The sequence below is a fragment of the Shimia thalassica genome, from assembly GCF_001458215.1.
Classification (GTDB): Bacteria; Pseudomonadota; Alphaproteobacteria; order Rhodobacterales; family Rhodobacteraceae; genus Shimia; species Shimia thalassica.
This window is the reverse complement of the sequence record NZ_CYTW01000001.1, coordinates 683361-698228: the sequence shown is the minus strand read 5'-3', so window position 1 is coordinate 698228 and position 14868 is coordinate 683361. Positions and strand designations below refer to the sequence as shown.

Here is a 14868-nt window from a genome sequence, read left to right as displayed (position 1 = left end):
CTTAGCATATCATTGACCTTTCGAGGCGCCCGTTATTTCGGGCGCCTCTTTCCATTCCTGAGGTTTTCTCATGAGCAAATCTGCATTCGATCGCTCTGACGCTATGATTTTTTTCGGTGGAATCACGGGTCTTACCGCGATTTCAATCGACATTGTTCTTCCAGCAACCGGCCTGATCGCCCGCGACTTTGGCGTGCCGGATGCCATGGGGTCGTTGCTGATTGGCGCATACTTCATCGCCTATGCCATTGGTCAGCTGTTCTGGGGGCTGTTTTCGGATGCCTTCGGGCGGCGTCTGGCGCTGATCCTGTCTTTGGTCGGCTTTACCGCTGCGACGGTTGCATGTGCGATGGCGCCCAGCTTTGAGTTTCTGATCTGGATGCGCGCCCTACAGGGCCTTACCGGAGGCACACCTGTTATTGCCCGCGCGATGGTGCGGGACGTCAGTTCCGGGAACGAGGCCGCGCGCATTCTGGCCATGTTGACCGCCATTCTGACCATCGCCACCTTGATCGCGCCCGTCTTTGGATCGGGTCTGCTGGTGTTGTTTGAATGGCGCGCGATTTTCTGGGCGCTTGCGGGGCTCGGGCTTATCTTTCTGGTCTATACGGTGTTTTTGCTTGAGGAAACGGGCGGGAAACGCCGCCCGGAACGGTTCTCGTTCGGGTTCGTTTCGACAGCGTCGCGGCATCTGTTCTCGCTCAAGACTTTTCTGATTCCCATGGTTATGGGCGGCCTGACCTTTGCGGGCTATGCCGCCATGCTCTCTGTCGGGGCGGTGCTGACTGAAACGGTTTATGACGTGTCACCACAGGCCTTTGGGTCGCTGTTCGCCCTTGCCGCGGCCGCGAATACCGCCGGGGCCATGACGGTGCGCCATCTTCTCAAGACGCATGGCCTGATGAAGGTGAACACCTTTGCCGTGGTCTGTATCGGGGTCGGTTCTGTTGCGTGCTTTGCCGTCACGCTGGCCGATCCGGTTTTACCGGTCTTCTGGGGGGCGATCTGTCTTTATGTTTTTGCCTTTGGCACGCTGCTGCCCACCTCGGTTGCCTTGTCGCTGGAGCCCGCAGGGGACATGCCCGGCTTTGCCACGTCGCTTGTCGGGGCAATCCAGATGAGTTTCGGGGCCGCAGGGGCCGCTTTGGCCACGTTCCTGTTTGACGGCTCGCACCGTGCAATTCCCATGTCGATGGCAGCGTTTGGTCTGCTCACCGTTGCGACGCTTGTCCTTGGGCGCAAAGCCATGAAGGCGTCATAGACCGCGCTTTTTGGAAAGAGACAGAAATAAAAAAACGCCTGTCGCGACCTCTCGCGACAGGCGTTTTTCGGTCTTGGGGGCGTCAGTCTTTGAAGACGGGCGCACGTTTTTGCATATTCGCCATGACAACTTCCATCTGGTGGGGTTTGCCAATCAATTCGGCCTGCGCGCGGCTTTCTTCCAGCAAGACAGCCTCGATATCCGCCAAATGGGTTTCGGCATATCCGATCAGCGCCTTGGCTGAGCGAACCGCCGAGGGGCTTTTGCCTGCGATCTGTTCGGCCAGGGCCAGAGCCGCGGCTTCGGGATCGTCGGCCAATTCGGTCACAAGCCCCCATGCTTCGGCCTGAGCCGCATCAATCAGGTCATTGGTATAGATCAGCTTGCGCAAGACATCAGACCGCAACAGGCGCGGCAGGATGGCCATGCCGCCCATATCCGGCACCAGACCCCATTTCATTTCCAGAATCGACAGGCGCGTGCCCGGTGCAGCAATCCGGATGTCGGCGCCCAGAGCAATCTGCATCCCGCCGCCCAGACATACGCCTTTGAGGGCAGCGATCACCGGCACCGGAACCTTTTGCCAGACCATGCACACCTGTTGAAACCGGTTGCTGTCACCATGGCTGCGCGGCATCAGGATGTCTTTTGGATCGCCGCTGGCCAGAGCGCCAAAGCTCATCACATCCAGACCGGCACAAAAGGCCTCGCCCTCGCCGGCCAGAACAACCGCGCGGACGTCTGTTCGATCAAGAAGCCCCTCGCCGGCCTCGATAATGCCGTCGAACATTGCCGGATCCAGAGCATTCATTTTGTCGCCACGGGTGAGCGTGACGCGGGCAATGTGATTTTCAACTTCTACTGATACGCGCGACATTGCGGCCTCCCTTAATCGCTTTGGCGTACTGTGCCGCCAAAGCGCGTGTCTTTCCACAAGAACGTCAGGGCATTTCCGCGATAGGCAGGCGTGCAAACCACGGCGAATCGAGGGTGGTGATGTAGAGATGATCGCCCACAACCTTGCCGCCAGTGGTGATGCCAAGCCGGCCATCGGGGTCCTGAACCGTGCGCAGAATGGCCCCGTCGCCATCAAACTGGATCAGCATGCCGCGATGGATTGGTGCGGGGCGCACTTTTGGCCCCAGACGCCACAGAACCTTGCGCAGGAAGGGATAGGGCATCAACGCCTCTGACGGGACGCGCGGGCTGGCAAATGCCAACCAGTAGGTGCCGTCGCCCTGTGCCTCGATGTTGTCGGGATAGCCCGGCAGGTTGTCCAGAAACACCTCTTGGGTTCCGGCCTTTGGCCCCTGCAGCCACAGCCGGTGAATACGCGCGCGGCCGGTTTCGGCGATCAGCAGGAAATCTTCATCCGGCGACAGGGCAACGCCGTTTGTATACACAAAGCCTTGGGCAATCTTGGAGATCTGGCCGTCCGGCGTCCGGCGCGCCACATACCCTGTGTCCGACTGCTCCCAGATCGTCAGAACCGATGTCGGCTTGGTGCCGCCCATGGTTTCGGGGTCAAACCGGTCAGAGGAGTTGGAAAAGAAGATCGTGCCATCGCGCGCCACATCCAGTTGGTTGGCATAGACAATCGGCGCCCCGTCGATTTCATCCGCAACCGTTTCCAGTGTTCCGGGCCCTGACCAGCGCATGACGCCGCGAAAGCTGTCCGAGATATACAAAGCATCGTCCGGCCCGGCCTTGAGCCCGAGCGGGCGCCCGTTCAACCGGTCGACCTCGACCGGGGTTGCGCCATCAATGCGGTACAAGACACCGGTGTGCGACGTTGTATAAACGGTTCCGTCTTTCATGACCGCGATATCCTCGGGCCCGAAATCGCCGTCTGGCAATGAAACGGTCACGGCCTTGTCCAACACGTCATTCGGTGCGAAATCGTCCGTAAAGCCCGCATCTTTGGGCGGTTCATAAGCAACCGGTTCCACCGGCACTGGCCAGAAGGCCAGATACCCAAGCCCGATCAACAGCAAGATTAAGATGATGCGCATTTCCGTCTCCCTCGTTCCTCTGGTGCAACCTGACGGTGTTTTCATGTTCACACAAGCCTTGCCCACGGCAATGGCATGCGGTTATCTGCGCTCATGACCGGACCTCGCTATACCGCCCTCGCCCAGACCCTGCCCGCAACCGTGCCCTTTGTCGGCCCCGAAGCGCAGGAACGCGCCATGGCCAAAGAGTTTCGCGCCCGACTTGGGGCGAACGAAAACATCTTTGGCCCGTCACCGCGTGCCATCGATGCGATGAAACAGGCAAGTGACGGTATCTGGATGTACGCCGATCCCGAAAGCTTCGAGTTGCGCCATGCTTTGGCCGAACTTCACGGGGTTGCTGCGGAAAACATCGTGGTGGGCGAAGGCATTGACGGTCTTCTGGGGTATCTTGTGCGCCTGCTGGTCGAACAAGGAGATACGGTGGTCACATCCGAAGGCGCCTATCCGACCTTTAATTACCATGTGGCCGGTTTTGGCGGTGAATTGCACAAGGTTCTTTATCGCGACGATCATGAGGATCTGCCTGCGCTACTGGCGAAGGCGGCAGAGGTTGATGCCAAGCTGGTGTATTTCGCGAATCCCGATAATCCCATGGGAACATGGATTTCCGGCGAGGCGATTGTTGCCGCGCTTGAGGCGCTGCCAGAGGGCGCCCTTTTGGTGCTGGACGAAGCCTATGTCGAGTTTGCCCCCGAAGGCACCGCCCCTGTGATCGATATCGAAGACCCGCGCGTGATCCGCATGCGCACCTTTTCCAAGGCTTATGGCATGGCAGGTGCCCGTGTCGGATATGCCATGGGGGCCGCCGATCTGATCCGCAACTTCGAAAAAATCCGCAACCACTTTGGCATGAACCGTGCGGCACAGGCGGGTGCGCTGGCCGCGTTGCATGATGATGAATGGCTGAACGCCACCTGTGAAAAAGTCGTCGGGGCCCGCGCTGAAATCACACGTATTGCCGCCGAAAACGGGCTTGTGGCGCTGCCCTCTGCGACCAACTTTGTTGCAATCGACTGTGGTCGCGACGGGGCTTATGCCAAGGCTGTTCTGGACGGGCTGGTCGCGCGCGGCGTATTCGTGCGCATGCCTTTTGTCGTGCCACAGAACCGCTGTATCCGCGTCAGCTGTGGCCCTCGGGCGGAAATGGCCATTCTGGCCGAGGCGCTTCCTTTGGTTTTGGCAGAACTCGGCTGATCGCCTCGCCTCACGCAAGCGTGGCTGGCCAGACCGGAAATTTGCGATATCCTTTCTGTTGAAAGGACGTGCAATGGCCCAACCAATCAAACGTGTCGAGAATTACACCAAGCCCGCTTTGGTCATGATTTTTGTGAACCTGTTGTGGTTGTTCGGCGTTTTGCTCGCGATTTGGGGCCTGCCCGCCGTGGTATTGGCGGGCTGGATATTGAACCATGCAATCACACGTCTCGAGCGGCGTTTCCGCGCTCAGGGCCGGTATCCTTAACCTTTGGCGATGACTGCGGTGGCGGCGTCCAGTCCGCCATCTCCAAACGGGATATCAAGCGCTGTCATACCGGCCTGAACCGTTGAAAGCATGCCGAGGATCATCTGGGCGTTGACATGTCCCATATGGCCGAACCGGAAGAAACCATCACCGCCCGGATCCTGTTCCGTCGACATGCCCAGACCAATCCCCAAGGTCAGCCCTGCCTCGTGTTGGGTCCAGCGACGAAGCGCGGTGCCATGAGGCGCCCCGATCCGCAGCGAGGTCACCGCATGGCTGCGCAATGCGGTGTCCTGAATGTTGAGAGCGATCGGGCCCGCCTGCCCCCAAGCCTCGACTGCGGCCCAAATCGCCCGAGCCAGTGTCGCATGACGCGCCCAGATGTTTTCGAGACCTTCATCAAGAATCATGTCCAGCGCAGTTCGCAGCCCATAAAGGTGATGCGTCGGCGCCGTGCCGCAGAACAGCTGGTAATAAAACTCAGGGTTGGCGCGATCCGTCCAGTCCCAATACCGGCTGACACGTGGCATATCCGACCGGACCGCTGCGGCCTTGTCATTGAAGAACACAAAACCAAGACCCGGCGGCACCATCAGCCCCTTTTGCGACGCAGAGACCATGACGTCTACGCCCCAGTTGTCCATTTCAAACCGGTCACACCCCAACGACGCGATGCAATCCGCCATCAAAAGAGCGGGATGCCCGACCTCATCCATGGTTGCGCGCAAGGCGGCGATATCATTTCGCACGGATGTGGACGTGTCGACATGAACGCCCAGCACAGCCTTGATCCGGTGGTCTTTGTCGGCGGCAAGGCTTTCGGCAACCTTGGTCATGTCCATTGCGTGTTGCCGGCCAAAATCCAGAACCTCGACTTCGGCGCCAAGCCCTTCGGCCATTTCGCCCCAGCCAAATCCGAAACGGCCCGTCGCAGGTACAAGAACGCGGTCACCGGGTGCAATCACGTTGGACAGGGCAGCTTCCCATGCGGCGTGGCCGTTGCCAATGTAGATCGCAGCATTGTGTCGGGTGCCCGCAACATGTTTCAGATCAGGCACCAGCCCGTGAGTCATGTCGATCAGCTCGCCTTCATAGATATTGGGCGCACTGCGGTGCATGGCCCGCAAGACCTCTTCGGGCATAACCGACGGGCCAGGAATGGCAAGATAGGGACGACCTTTGGATAGGGTCATGGCGCGAAACTCCAACAAGAAATCAGGCGAACCCTATCGCGCCGTTGGCCGCCGTCAATCCCGCGCATGGCTTTGCATCGGGTCAATTTGATTTCGTGCGGGAAATCTGGACATCTCTTGCGCTTCATGCATAGAGTATCCGTCACCAAAACGGGCAGAAATGCCTTGCGACTGTGGTTACGTCACCTCTGAAAGGGTGCAACAACAAGGTGCCTTTAATATGAGCAAAACCGACGCCGCCACGCGCAAGAACAACCGCGGTTTGTTTTTGTGGCTTTGGTCCAACTTCCTGAAACGCCACACGCCGCTGCTTATGCTGGCGATGGTGTTCATGGCGATGGAAGGCGCGATGATGGGCGCCATCAGCTATATGATGATGCCCATGTTTGACGATGTCTTTACGGCGGGTGACCCCGAAGCATTGTGGCGTGTCGGTCTGACCATGTTCGGGATCTTTCTGGTGCGTGCTGTTGCAGGCATGGTGCACAAGGTCACGCTAAGTTATATCCAGCAACGTTCGTCTGCGGACCTGCGCCAGCTGATGCTGAGCAGGCTCATGGTGCAGGACAATTCCTATCACCAGACCCATCCCCCCGGATTCCTGATCCAGCGCGTTCAAAGCGATGTTCAATCGATCAACGGTGTCTGGACTGCCATTATCACAGGTGCGGGGCGGGATATGTTCGCCCTGATTTCGCTGTTCTCTGTTGCGATCTACGTTGATTGGCGCTGGACGGCCGTGGCCTTGGTCGGCATTCCGTTGTTGGTGTTGCCTTCGCTGATTGCACAGCGTTTTGTGCGCCGTCGGGCACGTGAAGCCCGCGATCTGGGCGCCGATATGGCGACACGGCTTGATGAAGTTTTCCACGGCATTACGCCGGTCAAGCTGAACCGGCTTGAAGAATATCAATCCGGCCGTTTTGGAAAGCTGACTAATCAGCTGGTTCGCACCGAAGTCCGCGTGCGGATCGGGTCGGCGTCCCTGACATCCCTTGTGGATATTATGGCGGGCTTCGGGTTCCTTGCTGTTCTGATTTATGGCGGTGGAGAAATCATTGCCGGTGAAAAGACGACCGGTCAGTTCATGAGCTTTTTCACGTCTTTGTCGATTGCGTTTGAACCCCTGCGCCGTCTTGGTGCCCTGAGTGGTATGTGGCAGGTCGCAGCCGCAAGCATCGAGCGCATTAAAGATATCGTCGAAACACGTCCCATGCTGGTTTCCCCCGAAAACCCGAAACCGGCCCCCGAAGGTGTGCCTGAGGTCACGCTTGACGATGTGGCACTGACCTATGGCGACACACAGGTTCTGCGCGGCACGAGTTTCACGGCAGACCCCGGAAAGACCACGGCGATTGTCGGTGCCTCGGGCGCTGGCAAGTCCACCGTGTTCAATCTGCTCACCCGTCTTGTGGACCCAAACAAAGGTCAGGTTCTTATTGGCGATGTGCCCACCGACGAAATGTCGATCTCGGACCTGCGCGATATGTTTTCGGTCGTGTCGCAAGAGGCGTTGCTGTTCGACGAGACCCTGCGTGAGAACGTTTTGCTGGGGCGTACGGATGTTTCCGAAGAGCGGTTGAAACAGGTGCTGGATGCGGCGCATGTCAGCGACTTTGTAAAAGCGCTGCCAGATGGCCTCGAGACGCGTGTCGGCCCACGGGGCACGGCCCTGTCAGGGGGCCAGCGCCAGCGTGTGGTGATTGCGCGTGCTCTTTTGCGCAACACCCCTATCCTGCTGCTTGACGAAGCAACCAGCGCGCTTGATGCACAATCCGAGACCGTGGTTCAGGAAGCGCTGGACCGTCTTGCCAAAGGCCGCACAACACTTGTCATTGCGCACCGTTTGAGCACCGTGCGCGAAGCGGACAAGATCGTAGTGATGGATCAGGGCGTTGTTGTGGATCAGGGCACCCATGAAGAGCTTCTAGAACGTGGTGGCATCTATGCCGACCTGCACAATCTTCAATTCAACACTGACGGGCAAACAGCCGAAGAAAAGGCGCTCAGGGACGCTGGTATCACACCCGATATGAACGAGCCCACGCCCCAACAGGGTTGGCTTGGGCGGTTGCTGTCGCGTCTGCCGGGATTTTAGGGTCAGGGGCGTCGATAGCTTTCGGCAAGCGTTTGCGGAGAGACCCCAACGAGGTATCTCACCAGCGTTGACAGGTTGCGCGCGCCGCGACGCAGCCACCCTTGACGTTGGTATTTGTCGGCGCTGGTGATGGCCTTTGCCTGCAACGGCGCAAGCTGTCCCTTCAAGGCGCGTGCCATCGCGACATCTTCCATCAGGGGGATATCCTCGAACCCGCCGTGCGCATCGTAGACATCCCGCGCGATCAACAGACCCTGATCCCCGTAGGGCAGCCCAAACAGACGTGACCGCAGATTGGCCCAACCGGCAACAAAGCGGGCAGCCATGCCGCCCTGATCAAACGACAGGTGGAAATACCCTGCTTTTCGAGAGGTGGCAAAATGGGCTTCTGCAACGTCGCTCCAGCCCTCTTCGAGACAGGTATCGGCATGCACGACAAGCACCCAGCCACCTTTTGAGGCCGCCACACCGGCCCGCAATTGCCCGCCCCGCGACGGCGCAGAGGACACCAGCGTCGCACCTGCCTCGTCGGCGATGGTTCTGGTATCATCGTCAGAGCCGCCATCCACCACGATCAGCTCGCGAATGATGCCTGCCTGAACGCCCTCATAGAGCGCCGCAAGACAGGCCGGAAGGGGCGCCGCAGCGTTCAAGGTTGGGATCACGACGGATACCGGTGCGCGCATTTCTGTCTCCTGCCCTGTTGCATGGCATTTTTCTGTCTATATGACTGGAAGCCGTAAGAACAGGAATGACCATGACCCGCAAACGTAGCGTTTTCGAAATCAAAGGACCCGATGCCGAGCATTTCTTGCAGGGATTGGTGACCAATGACGTCAGCCACCTTGATCAGGGGTTGGTTTATGCCGCCATCCTCACGCCTCAGGGGAAATACCTCGCGGATTTCTTCTTGTCGCGCCGCGGGGACAGCATCCTTCTTGATGTGGAGTCCGAACTGGCACAAACGCTTGTGCCGCGCCTGACCATGTACAAGCTGCGCGCGCAGGTCGATATCGCGGAAAGCGCGCTGTTCGTGCATCGTGGCCTTGGTGAAGCGCCCGAAGACGCCATGACAGACCCACGTCTTCCCGAACTGGGATGGCGCGCCTATCGCGAAACCGAACAATCAGATGACACCACGGATTGGGATGCCTTGCGTGTGGCCCATTGTGTGCCGGAAACCGGCATCGAATTGACCGGCGACAGCTATATCCTTGAATCCGGTTTCGAGCGGCTCAACGGCGTTGATTTCCGCAAAGGCTGTTATGTGGGTCAGGAAGTCACCGCGCGCATGAAACACAAAACCGAGTTGCGCAAAGGGTTGTCTGTGGTTTCGGTCACTGGCCCTGCGGAAACCGGCACAGAAATCACCTCGGGCGGCAAGGCGGTTGGCACCCTTCTGACACGATCCGGCGACAGCGCCATTGCCTATCTGCGGTTTGATCGCGCGGGTCCGGACATGGAAGCCGGCACGGCAAAGGTTTCCTGGACCAAATGATCCCGGACGACCTGAGAACTGCTATCAGGCATGTTTTCGGGCAACCGGTTGTCGCCGCACAACGGCTGCATGGCGGGGACCTGTCGGATGTCTCCTTCCTGACCTTGGAAGACGGCCAAAGCCTTGTGTCGAAATCCGGCCCTTTGACGGCTGTGGAATCCCGTATGTTGTTGGCTATTGCACAGACAGGCGCCCGCAGCCCGCAAGTTCTTGGCAGCTATGGCCCGCATCTGTTTCTGGAAGCCCTGCCAGAAGCCGCACCGACGCCCGCCGGTTGGCGGGACCTTGGGCAGAGCCTTGGACAGTTGCACCGCACCACAGGCGCGCATTTCGGATGGCAGGAGGACTATGCCTTTGGGTCGGTCCCCATTCGCAACACACCCGAAACCAGCTGGTTTGCATTTTGGGGCGAAAATCGCCTGCGCGCCTTATCGAAAGGCGTGCCCGTTGACCTGCGCAAGCGACTGGATGTTTTGATCGAGAGGCTTCCCGAGCTGCTTCCGGATCCTCCGAAAGCACTGCTGCACGGGGACCTCTGGGTTGGGAACGCCGTGTTTACACCGCGCCATGCCTTTTTGATCGATCCTGCGTGCTATTTTGGCGATCCCGAAGTGGATCTTGCCATGCTTCATCTGTTCGCCACCCCGCCGGATGCCTTCTGGGAGGGCTATGGCACGCCCGCGACCGGATGGCAGCAACGGATGCCGGTCTATCAACTTTGGCCCGCACTGGTCCACCTGCGTCTGTTTGGTGCGGGATATGTCGGGATGGTCGACAGCAGGCTGACCTCTTTGGGGGTCTGATTCTGTCAAATCCGGCCCCCGCGACACCGGAATCTGTGATTTTTTCGCTCAAATTTCCACCGCGCTCTGCCCAAAAATGCAAAAGGCCCGCCCAAAAGGCAGGCCTTTCAAAAAAAGACGCGACGTCATTTAGGCGCGTTCAACGTATTCCATGGTCTCTGTGTTCACCACGATGTCTTCGTCCTGGCCGACAAAAGGCGGCACCATGACGCGCACACCGTTGTCGAGAACCGCAGGTTTAAATGAATTTGCAGCGGTCTGACCTTTTACAACAGGCTCGGTTTCGACGATCTTGCAGGTCACTTTCTGAGGCAGGCTCGCGTTCAACGCTTCGCTTTCGTAGAACTCGACAACGATGGTCATACCGTCCTGCAGGAAGGGGCGACGCTCTCCGAGCAAGTCAGCAGGAAGCTGGATTTGCTCGTAGGTTTCGGTGTCCATAAAGATCAGCATTCCGTCGTCTTCATACAGAAATTGTTGATCTTTTTGCTCCAGGCGCACGCGCTCGACCTTGTCGGCACTGCGGAAGCGTTCGTTCAGTTTCGAACCGTTGCGCAGGTTGCGCATTTCGACCTGAGCGAAGGCGCCGCCTTTGCCGGGCTTCACGTGATCGACCTTTACCGCAGCCCAAAGGCCACCGTTATGTTCCAGCACAGCGCCGGGGCGAATTTCATTTCCGTTGATCTTGGGCATTGTGACAAAACCGTGTCAAAAGGGTTGATATGAGATTGCCAGCACCTATATCTGGCCCGTTGACAGGAGGCAAGGCAACCTATCTCGTAGATAGCTTTCATCAAGCCATGCGTATTTTGCATAGATGTTATGCATAAACGCCCTATCCGAATCGACAAGAGTACGCCATAACGGGCGCCACGCCGAAAACGCAAGAGCAATAATACAAGGACGACGAGATGCGAGATTTCGTTGATGGAACGGCTTTCAATAATGAACAAGGTAACCGCGCACGCAAACTTTTTGCTGCCGTGGTGCTGGCCGCTTTGGACGATGCCATTGCCGATGACAAAAAATACGGTAATGGCCCAGAACAAATTGCCCGCTGGGCACGTTCGCGCGATGGTCGCGAAGTGTTGAGCTGTGCAGGAATTGACCCGAATGAACGTGTTGTTTCGGGCTTGATGGATTTTGTGGCAAAAGGTGTTCGCACCTCGGTTGCGCTGTCGCGCGAAGAAAGCGAACGTCGCAATGCTGCACAACAGGCAGAAGCCGCCTGATCACATCACCTAAGCACTTTTAAGAACAAGCGCGCCACATAGGCGCGCTTTTCTTTTGTGCAAAATCGATAGGCTTGTTGATCAGATTAGGTCCGCTGCGAGCCGCGCTTGGACGTTATCCCGCTGAGCGGGCAGAAATGCCCTAGCCCAAATCGTGAGCGGCCAGCGCCCGGTGGATTTCCCGGCGGACCAGTTTGCGCACATTGCGCGTAATACGTTCGCCCAATGTGCCCTGCAATTCCTGACGCACGATATCAGCCACCATCTCGCGCAGCATTGCCTCATCCAAAGTGATGGACTCATCGCCGTCTGTTTCGCTCAGTTCCGGCGCGATGCTGTGTTCAATCTCTTCTTCGGCATAGGCCACGGCTTCGGCCTCGATGCTTTCTGCCATTGTGTCAGCCAGATCAGCGGATGTCGTGTCCTGGTAATCACGACCATGCCACTGGAGCGGCTCAATATTTGTGCCAGCATAATCGCTGTCACCCGGTTCATCCGGCTCGTATGGTTCGATCTTCGGGTTGGAGACACTCTCCCAACGCAAAATCCGCGAATCGGGGTCCGGCAGCGCAAAGCCGTCTTCGGCCTCTAGCGCGTCCTCGGATTCGGCTTCGATGTCGTAAACTTCGTCGCCGGGCTGGTCTTCGTCATAGACCTCTTCGATGGTGTCTTCGGCGTCTTCAACCCAGGTTTCGCTGTCGTCTTCGGCGTCATAGTCCACATGTGTAAACACCAGTTCGGATGCGTCTTCCTGCGCCTCGTCTGACACGTCTTCGTCCGCCTCGTCAGCCAGCGCATCAGCGCTTATTTCACTGATGATTTCGACCTCTTCAGAGGTATCCTCAGAGGGGAGTTCCTCTTCGTCGGCGATCCGCAACGCGGGGGTCAGAACCAGACGGTCAGCAGGCTCGGGCGTGTCGGCAACAGGGGTTTCCGCTTTATGCACATGCGATTTCACAAGCCCCGCTTCAACCGGACGTCCCCCTTCGGAGACAAGCCGCCGAATTGACGACAGCACGTCTTCGATTTCCGCATTGCTTACTGGATCAGACATTGCACATACCACTCTAGCCTCCGAAAGAGTTTAGCCCCTCGGGAATTTTCGCACAACAGATAGCGAAAATTGTTACTCTTTGCCGATTGCGCGCAAAACCTTGTCGAGTTGCTTGCCGCGCTTCGAGCTGATCGTGGGCGCATCTTCAACCAGGTTGTAATAAGCAACAGGGTCGTATTTCTCGACATTCAGGTTGAGATGGTCCGCCGTCAAAAGGCCCATCGAAGACAAAACGCCATATGCGGCAGAGTATTGCGCCGCTTGCGCGGTGATCCGGTTGGATTTTGCATCCAGCAGGTCTTGTTCCGCGATCAACACATCAAGTGTTGTACGCGACCCGAGTTTGGCTTCTTCACGAATACCGTCAAATGCGATTTGCGAGGCTTCGATCTGTTCGCCGCTGGCGGCAAGCTGTGCAGTCGCTGCGGACAGGATGGCCCATGCGTTACCGGCTTGTTGGCGAATCGCGTGGCGCGTGTCGTGCAGACCCGCACGTGTCGCGTCGCGGTTGGCCATGGCCTGACGATAGAGCGCGGACTGGCGGCCACCTTGATAGATGATGCCTGTGGCACTGATACCGACGCTTCCGGCGTGGGTGCTGTAGGGGTCGCTAAAATCTTCGGTAAGGCCGTAGGAGCCCTGCAGCTTGACCGACGGCCCCATGAGGGCGCGGGCACGCATGACGCCGATTTCGGCAGTGGTGATGTCGTGCTGTGCCTTGATCATCAACGGGTGAGACCGGATGGCGACGGCTTTGGCGTCATCGAGCGACGCAGGTGTTTTCGGTGCAACCGAAGGTGCCACCAAGGCACCCGGCTGGTGACCTGTGGCGGCTGCGAAACGTTCGCGTGCCTGCATCAGGTTTCCTTGTGCCACGGCAAGATCCGCACGACCGCCAGCAAGGCGGGCTTCGGCAAGGGCGACATCGGTTCGGGTGACTTCACCAACTTCAAAACGGTCTTTGGCAGCCTGCAATTCGCGGGCCACAAGGCGAAGGTTGTTTTGCTGAAGCTGAACAATTTGTGCATCCCGCACAACGTCCATGAAGCCCTGAACGGCTTCGAACAGGATTGCCTGTTCAACATTCACCAGCGTTTGACGAGTCGACAGAACCGTTTCTTTGGCAGCATCCACCGCAAAGCGTGTCGCGCCGTTATCATAAAGGAGCAGCTCGAAGCCGAGACCAAAGAACGCTTCGGTCGAATCAAGGCTCACATCAAGACCGCTTGTCGAGGACGACGAGTAGGTCCCGAAATCCTGTGTTACGGTGCTTGACCAGTTCAGAACGGGACGCAGCAGGGCATAGGTGGCCGCCACATCTTCGTCAGCAGCACGCAACAGAGCGCGGTTTTGCTGCAGAAGACCACTGTGTGTGTATGCGCTGGCTAGCGCATCCGCCAAAGTTTCAGCGTGAGAAGCAACCGGTACGATCACCGCTGCCGATACTGCAAAAAACCCGGCCTTCACCGAGTTCAGAATTCCTCGAGCCATGTGACCCCCGACCTGTCGTGTTTCAGCGCAATGTGACCTTGCGCTGATATTTTTTAAATTACAATTTGAAAACGCGGTGCTTTTCAAATCCCGGTAGAACCGGAGCGCCCGCATTAAAGGCAAACCGCCAGTTGATCTGCCCGTCGATCAGATACCCGATCCGCACAATTCCAAGGGCGCCTTCCTGAAACAGACAGACGATACGACCGCCTTCTTTCAGCTGGGCCAGAATGGACTCGGGCAAGGTTTCAACTGCGCCTTGGATGGTGATGACATCGTAAGGGCCGTGCGCGCTTGCGCCGTCGCTCAGTTCGCCCTGATGCAGGATCACATTGTCTGCGCCCTGCTCGGACAAAATGGTCTGGGCTTCGCTCACGCGGTCTTCGTCGTCTTCGACAGCAACAACCGCTTCGGCCATGCGGGCGATCACTGCCGCCGAATAGCCAAGGCCGGATCCAATATCCAGCACCAGTTCATCGTTTTGGATGTCGACCAGATCCAGCATCTTTGCAAGAACCCGAGGGTCCATCACAACACGTCCGGTGTCCAACGCCACATGGTCGCCAACATAGGCCACCTGACGTCTTTCGCGCGGCACATAGGCCTCGCGGGGCACAGACAGCATCGCATCGATCACTGTGTACTTGGTAACATCCGAGGGGCGGATCTGGGTATCCACCATGGTTTCGCGCAATGCGTCATAGTCAGCCATACTAAACTCGTTCGTTCAGACTCGGGTTCAGTTCGTCTTGCCACAGATCGAA

The 14868-nt window shown here is 57.9% G+C and carries 15 protein-coding genes; 7 read left to right on the top strand and 8 right to left on the bottom strand.

Annotation, left to right across the window (positions count from 1 at the left end; all coding sequences use genetic code 11):
- Positions 1-70 precede the first annotated feature (70 nt).
- The gene (locus PH7735_RS03255; protein ID WP_058309878.1) at positions 71-1261 is read left to right on the top strand and encodes an MFS transporter; all 1191 of its coding nucleotides are present in this window, start codon (positions 71-73) and stop codon (positions 1259-1261) included.
- A gap of 82 nt (positions 1262-1343) precedes the next feature.
- Here the strand turns inward: PH7735_RS03255 and PH7735_RS03250 are convergent, their stop codons facing one another.
- The gene (locus PH7735_RS03250) at positions 1344-2138 is read right to left on the bottom strand and encodes a crotonase/enoyl-CoA hydratase family protein (protein ID WP_058309877.1); all 795 of its coding nucleotides are present in this window, start codon (positions 2136-2138) and stop codon (positions 1344-1346) included.
- Between the two features lie 64 nt (positions 2139-2202).
- Positions 2203-3273, bottom strand: coding sequence for an SMP-30/gluconolactonase/LRE family protein (locus PH7735_RS03245; protein ID WP_058309876.1), 1071 nt, complete (start codon positions 3271-3273; stop codon positions 2203-2205).
- Between the two features lie 93 nt (positions 3274-3366).
- On the opposite strand from PH7735_RS03245, the gene PH7735_RS03240 reads away from it, so the two are divergent.
- Both PH7735_RS03240 and PH7735_RS03235 read left to right on the top strand, forming a co-directional pair.
- Entirely contained in the window at positions 3367-4470 is a 1104-nt protein-coding gene (locus PH7735_RS03240; RefSeq protein ID WP_058309875.1) for a pyridoxal phosphate-dependent aminotransferase, read from the top strand.
- 73 nt (positions 4471-4543) lie between these two features.
- Positions 4544-4738, top strand: a complete 195-nt coding sequence (locus PH7735_RS03235) for a hypothetical protein (protein ID WP_058309874.1) — start codon at positions 4544-4546, stop codon at positions 4736-4738.
- On the opposite strand, the gene PH7735_RS03230 is transcribed toward PH7735_RS03235, so the two are convergent.
- Positions 4735-5931 carry a pyridoxal-phosphate-dependent aminotransferase family protein gene (locus tag PH7735_RS03230; RefSeq protein ID WP_058311121.1) on the bottom strand — a complete coding sequence of 399 codons (1197 nt, stop codon included), beginning with the start codon at positions 5929-5931 and terminating at the stop codon, positions 4735-4737. The genes PH7735_RS03235 and PH7735_RS03230 overlap by 4 nt on opposite strands.
- A 220-nt stretch (positions 5932-6151) precedes the next feature.
- On the opposite strand from PH7735_RS03230, the gene PH7735_RS03225 reads away from it, so the two are divergent.
- A complete protein-coding gene (locus PH7735_RS03225) occupies positions 6152-8026 on the top strand; it encodes an ABC transporter ATP-binding protein (protein ID WP_058309873.1) in 1875 nt (624 codons plus the stop codon).
- 2 nt (positions 8027-8028) lie between these two features.
- On the opposite strand, the gene PH7735_RS03220 is transcribed toward PH7735_RS03225, so the two are convergent.
- On the bottom strand, positions 8029-8712 hold the full coding sequence (locus PH7735_RS03220) for a TIGR04283 family arsenosugar biosynthesis glycosyltransferase (RefSeq protein WP_058309872.1): 684 nt from the start codon (positions 8710-8712) through the stop codon (positions 8029-8031).
- A 71-nt stretch (positions 8713-8783) separates the two neighbouring features.
- Between PH7735_RS03220 and ygfZ the strand changes: the two genes are divergently transcribed.
- Both ygfZ and PH7735_RS03210 read left to right on the top strand, forming a co-directional pair.
- Complete coding sequence (gene ygfZ / locus PH7735_RS03215) at positions 8784-9524, top strand: CAF17-like 4Fe-4S cluster assembly/insertion protein YgfZ (protein ID WP_058311120.1); 741 nt, start codon at positions 8784-8786, stop codon at positions 9522-9524.
- Positions 9521-10327, top strand: coding sequence for a fructosamine kinase family protein (locus PH7735_RS03210; protein WP_058309871.1), 807 nt, complete (start codon positions 9521-9523; stop codon positions 10325-10327). The genes ygfZ and PH7735_RS03210 overlap by 4 nt, the downstream gene beginning before the upstream one ends.
- A gap of 129 nt (positions 10328-10456) precedes the next feature.
- Here PH7735_RS03210 and efp read toward each other — a convergent pair whose 3' ends face one another.
- Positions 10457-11020, bottom strand: coding sequence for an elongation factor P (gene efp, locus PH7735_RS03205; RefSeq protein WP_058309870.1), 564 nt, complete (start codon positions 11018-11020; stop codon positions 10457-10459).
- A 218-nt stretch (positions 11021-11238) separates the two neighbouring features.
- Here efp and PH7735_RS03200 point away from each other — a divergent pair, with 218 nt between their 5' ends.
- The gene (locus tag PH7735_RS03200; RefSeq protein WP_058309869.1) at positions 11239-11559 is read left to right on the top strand and encodes a DUF6280 family protein; all 321 of its coding nucleotides are present in this window, start codon (positions 11239-11241) and stop codon (positions 11557-11559) included.
- A 142-nt stretch (positions 11560-11701) separates the two neighbouring features.
- Here the strand turns inward: PH7735_RS03200 and PH7735_RS03195 are convergent, their stop codons facing one another.
- The 3 genes from PH7735_RS03195 to PH7735_RS03185 form a co-directional block, all read right to left on the bottom strand.
- Positions 11702-12613, bottom strand: coding sequence for a hypothetical protein (locus PH7735_RS03195; protein WP_058309868.1), 912 nt, complete (start codon positions 12611-12613; stop codon positions 11702-11704).
- A 72-nt stretch (positions 12614-12685) separates the two neighbouring features.
- Positions 12686-14104: a TolC family outer membrane protein gene (locus PH7735_RS03190; protein WP_058309867.1), complete on the bottom strand. Its 1419-nt coding sequence runs from the start codon at positions 14102-14104 to the stop codon at positions 12686-12688.
- Positions 14105-14162: 58 nt separating this feature from the next.
- Complete coding sequence (locus PH7735_RS03185; RefSeq protein WP_058309866.1) at positions 14163-14816, bottom strand: protein-L-isoaspartate O-methyltransferase family protein; 654 nt, start codon at positions 14814-14816, stop codon at positions 14163-14165.
- Positions 14817-14868 lie beyond the last annotated feature (52 nt).

What these genes read in the sequence shown, in the direction of transcription:
- PH7735_RS03255 (WP_058309878.1), top strand. Translation starts at nt 71, where the DNA reads ATGAGCAAATCTGCATTCGATCGCTCTGACGCTATGATTTTTTTCGGT.
- PH7735_RS03250 (WP_058309877.1), bottom strand. Translation starts at nt 2,138, where the DNA reads ATGTCGCGCGTATCAGTAGAAGTTGAAAATCACATTGCCCGCGTCACG.
- PH7735_RS03245 (WP_058309876.1), bottom strand. Translation starts at nt 3,273, where the DNA reads ATGCGCATCATCTTAATCTTGCTGTTGATCGGGCTTGGGTATCTGGCC.
- PH7735_RS03240 (WP_058309875.1), top strand. Translation starts at nt 3,367, where the DNA reads ATGACCGGACCTCGCTATACCGCCCTCGCCCAGACCCTGCCCGCAACC.
- PH7735_RS03235 (WP_058309874.1), top strand. Translation starts at nt 4,544, where the DNA reads ATGGCCCAACCAATCAAACGTGTCGAGAATTACACCAAGCCCGCTTTG.
- PH7735_RS03230 (WP_058311121.1), bottom strand. Translation starts at nt 5,931, where the DNA reads ATGACCCTATCCAAAGGTCGTCCCTATCTTGCCATTCCTGGCCCGTCG.
- PH7735_RS03225 (WP_058309873.1), top strand. Translation starts at nt 6,152, where the DNA reads ATGAGCAAAACCGACGCCGCCACGCGCAAGAACAACCGCGGTTTGTTT.
- PH7735_RS03220 (WP_058309872.1), bottom strand. Translation starts at nt 8,712, where the DNA reads ATGCGCGCACCGGTATCCGTCGTGATCCCAACCTTGAACGCTGCGGCG.
- ygfZ (WP_058311120.1), top strand. Translation starts at nt 8,784, where the DNA reads ATGACCCGCAAACGTAGCGTTTTCGAAATCAAAGGACCCGATGCCGAG.
- PH7735_RS03210 (WP_058309871.1), top strand. Translation starts at nt 9,521, where the DNA reads ATGATCCCGGACGACCTGAGAACTGCTATCAGGCATGTTTTCGGGCAA.
- efp (WP_058309870.1), bottom strand. Translation starts at nt 11,020, where the DNA reads ATGCCCAAGATCAACGGAAATGAAATTCGCCCCGGCGCTGTGCTGGAA.
- PH7735_RS03200 (WP_058309869.1), top strand. Translation starts at nt 11,239, where the DNA reads ATGCGAGATTTCGTTGATGGAACGGCTTTCAATAATGAACAAGGTAAC.
- PH7735_RS03195 (WP_058309868.1), bottom strand. Translation starts at nt 12,613, where the DNA reads ATGTCTGATCCAGTAAGCAATGCGGAAATCGAAGACGTGCTGTCGTCA.
- PH7735_RS03190 (WP_058309867.1), bottom strand. Translation starts at nt 14,104, where the DNA reads ATGGCTCGAGGAATTCTGAACTCGGTGAAGGCCGGGTTTTTTGCAGTA.
- PH7735_RS03185 (WP_058309866.1), bottom strand. Translation starts at nt 14,816, where the DNA reads ATGGCTGACTATGACGCATTGCGCGAAACCATGGTGGATACCCAGATC.